We start from the raw sequence: 5,687 nt of genomic DNA on the forward strand, positions 1-5,687 counted from the left end.
CTTCGCGATGCTGCAGCGCTTCCTGCCGTCGGGCCGCAGCGTCGCGATCGGCGTGCCGTTCCTGTGGCTTGCCGTGTTCTTCGCGCTGCCGTTCGTGCTGGTGCTGAAGATCAGCTTCGCCGACCAGATGCTCGGCATCCCGCCGTACACCGCGCTTGCGCGGCTGGAGGCGGGCACCGTGCAGGTCGTGCTGTCGCTGAAGCATTACGCGCTGCTGCTGCAGGACGACCTGTACCTGAACACCTACGTCAGCTCGCTGAAGATGGCCGCCGCATCGACGCTGATGTGCCTGCTGGCCGGCTACCCGATCGCGTACTTCATTGCGCGTTCGGCGCCGGCCCGTCGCAACCTGCTGATGATGGCCGTGATGCTGCCGTTCTGGACGTCGTTCCTGATCCGCGTCTATGCGTGGGTCGGGATCATGAAGGACGACGGGCTGCTGAACCACGTGCTGGCGGCGCTCGGCGTGATCGCGACGCCGCTGCGCCTGTATCACACCGACGCGGGCGTCTACATCGGGATGGTCTATTCGTACCTGCCGTTCATGGTGATGCCGCTGTATGCGCACCTCGTGAAGATGGACCTCACGCTGCTCGAGGCCGCGAACGATCTCGGCGCGACGCCGTGGTCCGCGTTCTGGCGCATCACGCTGCCGTTGTCGAGGAACGGCATCGTCGCGGGCAGCCTGCTCGTGTTCATCCCGGCGGTCGGCGAATACGTGATCCCCGAGCTGCTCGGCGGCGCGAACACGCTGATGCTCGGTCGCGTGATGTGGGATGAATTCTTCAACAACATGGACTGGCCGATGGCGTCCGCGGTGACGGTGACGATGGTGCTGCTGCTGCTCGTGCCGATGGCGCTGCTCCACTACAGCCAGACCGAAGCGGAGGCCAGGCCATGAACCGCGCGAATCGCATCCTGTCCGCGTGCGTGCTGGGCGCGGGCTTCCTGTTCCTGTACATCCCGATCGTCAGCCTGGTCGTGTACTCGTTCAACGCATCGAAGCTGGTGACGGTGTGGTCGGGCTTCTCGCTGAAGTGGTACGGCGCGCTGCTGCACGACGACGAACTGCTCACGGCCGCGTGGCTGTCGCTGAAGATCGCGCTGCTGACGGCCACCGCGTCGGTCGCGATCGGCACCTGGGCCGGCTTCGTGCTCGCCCGCATGGGGCGCTTTCGCGGCTTCACGCTGTATGCCGCGATGATCAACGCGCCGCTCGTGATTCCGGAAGTGATCCAGGGCATCTCGCTGCTGCTGCTGTTCGTCGCGATGCAGCAGACCTTCGGCTGGCCGGCCGGGCGCGGCTGGCTGACGATCTGGATCGGCCACGTGATGCTGTGCCTGTCGTTCGTCGCGGTGATCGTGCAGTCGCGCGTGAAGGAGCTCGACCGCTCGATCGAGGAAGCCGCGCTCGATCTCGGCGCGCGGCCGTGGAAGGTGTTCTTCGTGATCACGCTGCCGCTGATCGCGCAGGCGCTGGTGTCCGGCTGGCTGCTCGCGTTCACGGTGTCGATCGACGACGTGATCCTGTCCGCGTTCCTGTCGGGCCCCGGGTCGACGACGCTGCCGCTCGTCGTGTTCTCCCGCGTGCGGATGGGGCTCAACCCGGAGATGAATGCGCTCGCCACGGTGTTCATCACGGTCGTGACGATCGGCGTGGTCGTCGTGAACCGCGCGATGCTGGCCCGCGAGCGGCGGCAGGCGCGCGATACGCTGATGTGGCACGCGGCGTCTTCGTCCGAGGCATCCGACACCCGTGCGTCGCCCTCCGCGATGCCACCCGCGCGCCCGCCGGCCGCGCCGCCGCTGCACGACCGCATCCCGCATCCCACGAAGTGACGAACGACAAGGAGACATTCCATGAAAAAGAAGATGCTCTGCGCGCTGATCGCCGGAGCGCTGCCGGGGCTGGCCGCGGCGAACTCGAGCACCGACCAGATCCGGACGCTGCAGCAGCAGATCGCGGTGCTGCAACGGCAGATGAGCGCGCTGCAGTCGCAGCTCGGCGCGAAGCCTTCGGTTGCACCGGTCGCCTCCAACGCGGCGACCGGCGCGGCGGCTGACCCGTCCACACCCGGCTACGGGCAGGCGCCTGCCGTGCTGACCAACGATGATGTGTCGGACATCCGGCAGCAGGTCGCGAACCAGCAATTGAAGGTCGATTCGCTGACCGATGCCGCGCGCACGGGCCCGATCGCCGGGCTGTCGGTGACGGGCTACCTCGACCCGACCTACGTTTACAACCGGGGGGCCGGCACGTCGTCGTTCCAGTTCGCGAACCACGAGAATGCGTACACCTACTACAACAGCACGTTCGGCGATGTGTTCCTCGACATCAAGAAGACGTTCGGCGTCGGCCCGACCGCGCCGTCCGCGGAAATCACGCTGATGCCGAACCGCGGCGCGGGCCTGTCGATGATGACGGGCAGCGGCGCGAGCGGCCTGGATATCATCAACACGGCCGTCCTGACCGTGCCGCTGTCGGGCACGACGGCGCTCACCGGCGGGCTCGTGACGGGCTTCGCCGGTTACGAGTACCAGCAGTCGAGCCAGATGCTCACGCTCACGCACAACCTGCTGTACGACTTCTCCGATCCGGGCTCGTCGATCGGCGCGGGCCTCAACTACCAGAGCGCGGACGGCCACTGGGCGTGGAAGTTCTTCGTCGGCAACGAGCAGTTCCGCAGCGCGGGCGCGGTCACGCAAACCGGCGTCAACGCGCTCGGCGACCCGATCACGACCAGCAACAAGGTGCCGACCTTTACCGCACGCGTCGATTACCTGCGCGGCAGCGCGCTCGACGTCGGCGGCTCGATCAGCATCGGCCGGCAGACGCTGCCGAGCGCGGTCGATCCGGCGACCGGCAACGTGCGCTACGGCGTGGGCGGCAACGCGCCGAGCGCATATGGCGCGTTCTTCTTCGGCGAAGCCGATGCGACCTACACGCTCGCCGACGCGCAGTACAACGCCGAGTTCGACTACGGCCAGCAGCAGCACGGCGCGTTCAACGGCGGGCTCGCGCAGTGGTTCGGGCTGTCGCTGCTCGCGCACCGCAAGTTCAACGCGCCGGTAGTCGGCCGCATGGGCGCGACGCTGCGCTACGACCTGCTCGTGAACCGGAAGAACGGTGGCGGCGGATCGTCGATCGGCCTGAACGGCAACGGGATGGATCCGTACAACGGCTTCGGCATCGATGCCGACTGCCTCGCGATGTCGAAGGCGACCGGCGGCGTCGGCTTCGAGTGCAAGGGCGCGACGCGGCAGGCCGCCGCGTTCGACCTGCTGTTCTACCCGACCCAGCAAGTGACGGTGAAGGTCGAATACCGGCACGACTGGGCGAGCAACAAGGTCTTCCTGCGTCACGACGGGTCGTACGAGAAGTCGAACGACCTGCTGGCCACCCAACTCATCTACGCGTTCTGACGCGACGCCGTTCGCGAGTCTTGCATATGCTCAAGTTCGAAAACCAGCAACATGTTCAGTCCTACTATGCAGCGACGGCCAACAGCCGTGCGCGGCATCCGTCGCTCGACGGGGCCGTGACGGCCGACGTCTGCGTGATCGGCGGCGGGCTCACGGGCCTGTCCGCGGCACTCGAGCTCGCCGAGCGCGGCCATTCGGTGGTGCTCGTCGAGGCGTCGAGGATCGGCTGGGGCGCGAGCGGGCGCAACGGCGGCCAGCTGATCGCCGGGTACGCGTGCGACATCGATACGTTCTCGGCCTACCTGCCGGAGGACGACGTGCGGCGCGTCTGGGCGATGGGGCTGGAGTCGGTCGAGATCGTCCGGCAGCGGGTCGAGCGGTACGGCATCGATTGCGACCTGACCTCCGGCTTCGTGACCGCAGCGAACAAGCCGCGCCATCTCGATGGGCTGCGTGCGTGGCGCGATACCGCGGCGAGCCGCTTCGGCTATCGCGGCTACGAATTCATCGAGCGCGCCGACATGCATCGCTTCGTCGCGTCGGATCGTTACGTCGGCGGCCTCCGCTACGAAGGCAGCGGCCACCTGCATCCGCTGAATTACACGCTCGGCCTCGCGCGGGCGGCGCGCGAAGCCGGCGTGACGATCCACGAGGACACGCCCGCGATTGCGCTCGATCGCGCCGCACCGCATCACCGGGTCACGTGCGCACGCGGACACGTGGATGCCCGTCATGTCGTGCTGGCCTGCAATGCATACCTGGGGCAGCTTGCACCGGCACTCGCGCGCAAGATCATTCCGGTCGCGACGTACCTGATCGCGACGGAGCCGCTCGGCGACGCGCGCGCGGCCGAGACGATGCCGGCCGATGCGGCGATCTGCGACACCAATTCGGCGCTCGATTATTTCCGGCTGACGCGCGACCGCCGGCTGCTGTGGGGCGGCAAGGCCAGCAGCTCGACGAACACGCCGCGCGACCTCGCGGCCGCGATGCGGCGCGACATGCTGAAGACGTTCCCGCAGCTCGCCGATGTGCGGATCGACTACGCGTGGGGCGGGCTGATCGACGCGACGATGAATCGCGCGCCGCATTTCGGCCGGCTCGAGCCGACCGTGTATTTCGCGCAGGGCTTTTCCGGGCACGGCGTCAACGTGACGGGCCTGGCGGGGCGGCTGATCGCGGAAGCGATCGATGCACAGGCCGCGCGCTTCGACCTGTTCGGCCGGATTCGCCATCGCGACTTTCCGGGCGGGCGCGCGCTGCGCACGCCGATGCTGGCGCTCGCGATGACCTGGCACCGGATGATGGACCTGCTCTGACCCGCGCGGGTCGGCTCGCCCGGCCGCGCGGCACTGAAACGTTTCGAATCACTCATGCCCTGGAGGCACTCATGACCAACATCACGAATCTCGTCGACCTGATGCGGGCGCCGGCGAAGCTCACGCAGAGCCGCGTGCCGAGCGGGCTGCTGCTCGACGGCAATCCGCTGCAGACGCTGTCGCATCACTACATCAGCCCGTGCGGGCAGTTCAGCTGCGGGATCTGGGAATGCACGCCCGGCCGCTGGACGATCGAGTACGACGAGTCGGAGTATTGCGAGATGCTGAGCGGCGTCGCGATCGTGCGCGATGCGGACGGCCGCGAGCGCGTGCTGCGCGCGGGCGACCGGTTCGTGATTCCGCCGGGTTTTCGCGGCACGTGGGAAGTCGTCGAAACGTGTCGCAAGATCTATGCGTCGCACGCACCGCAGGCCGGACAGCCGGGCGCGTAACGCGCGGCCGGTTCAGGACAACCATCGAGATCAACGAGGAGCAACCCATGACCCAGGAATTGTGGCGTCTCAGCGCGGCCGAGATGGCCGAGCGCGTCGCGCGTCGCGACGTGTCGGCCACCGAACTCACGCGCAGCTGCCTGCAGCGGCTTGACGCGGTGAACCCCCGCATCAACGCGATCGTCGACGTGATGGCCGACAGCGCGTTGCAGGCCGCGTCGGATGCGGATGCCGCGATCGCGCGCGGTGCGCCGGTCGGCCCGCTGCACGGCGTGCCGGTGACCGTGAAGATCAACGTCGACACGGCCGGATATGCGACCACCAACGGCGTGCGCGCGTTTTCGGACCTGGTCGCGCATGAGGACAGCCCGGTGACCGCGAACCTGCGCAAGGCCGGCGCCATCGTGATCGGGCGCAGCAACGCGCCGGCGTTTTCGTACCGCTGGTTCACCGACAACGACCTGCACGGCCGCACGTCGAATCCGTGGGATCC

6 protein-coding genes are annotated in these 5,687 nt (G+C 67.7%); all 6 read left to right on the forward strand.

Annotated features, from left to right (window positions below; translation table 11 throughout):
- The coding region (locus G3N93_RS33140) for an ABC transporter permease subunit (protein ID WP_241026796.1) at positions 1-901 on the forward strand (901 nt) is incomplete at its 5' end.
- Positions 898-1,839 carry an ABC transporter permease subunit gene (locus G3N93_RS33145; RefSeq protein WP_206134850.1) on the forward strand — a complete coding sequence of 314 codons (942 nt, stop codon included), beginning with the start codon at positions 898-900 and terminating at the stop codon, positions 1,837-1,839. The genes G3N93_RS33140 and G3N93_RS33145, both read left to right, overlap by 4 nt.
- 21 nt (positions 1,840-1,860) lie before the next feature.
- Positions 1,861-3,423 (forward strand): DUF3138 family protein, encoded by a 1,563-nt coding sequence (locus G3N93_RS33150; protein WP_206134851.1) that lies wholly within the window; start codon positions 1,861-1,863, stop codon positions 3,421-3,423.
- Positions 3,424-3,449: 26 nt separating this feature from the next.
- The gene (locus G3N93_RS33155; RefSeq protein WP_174945711.1) at positions 3,450-4,742 is read left to right on the forward strand and encodes an FAD-binding oxidoreductase; all 1,293 of its coding nucleotides are present in this window, start codon (positions 3,450-3,452) and stop codon (positions 4,740-4,742) included.
- Between the two features lie 71 nt (positions 4,743-4,813).
- On the forward strand, positions 4,814-5,194 hold the full coding sequence (locus tag G3N93_RS33160; protein WP_174943241.1) for a cupin domain-containing protein: 381 nt from the start codon (positions 4,814-4,816) through the stop codon (positions 5,192-5,194).
- A 47-nt stretch (positions 5,195-5,241) separates the two neighbouring features.
- Positions 5,242-5,687 (forward strand): amidase family protein (locus tag G3N93_RS33165; RefSeq protein ID WP_241026797.1); only part of this gene is annotated, 446 nt, incomplete at its 3' end.

Source organism: Burkholderia sp. Se-20378 (genome assembly GCF_017104665.1).
Classification (GTDB): Bacteria; Pseudomonadota; Gammaproteobacteria; order Burkholderiales; family Burkholderiaceae; genus Burkholderia; species Burkholderia lata.

What these genes read in the sequence shown, in the direction of transcription:
- G3N93_RS33145 (WP_206134850.1), top strand. Translation starts at nt 898, where the DNA reads ATGAACCGCGCGAATCGCATCCTGTCCGCGTGCGTGCTGGGCGCGGGC.
- G3N93_RS33155 (WP_174945711.1), top strand. Translation starts at nt 3,450, where the DNA reads ATGCTCAAGTTCGAAAACCAGCAACATGTTCAGTCCTACTATGCAGCG.
- G3N93_RS33150 (WP_206134851.1), top strand. Translation starts at nt 1,861, where the DNA reads ATGAAAAAGAAGATGCTCTGCGCGCTGATCGCCGGAGCGCTGCCGGGG.
- G3N93_RS33160 (WP_174943241.1), top strand. Translation starts at nt 4,814, where the DNA reads ATGACCAACATCACGAATCTCGTCGACCTGATGCGGGCGCCGGCGAAG.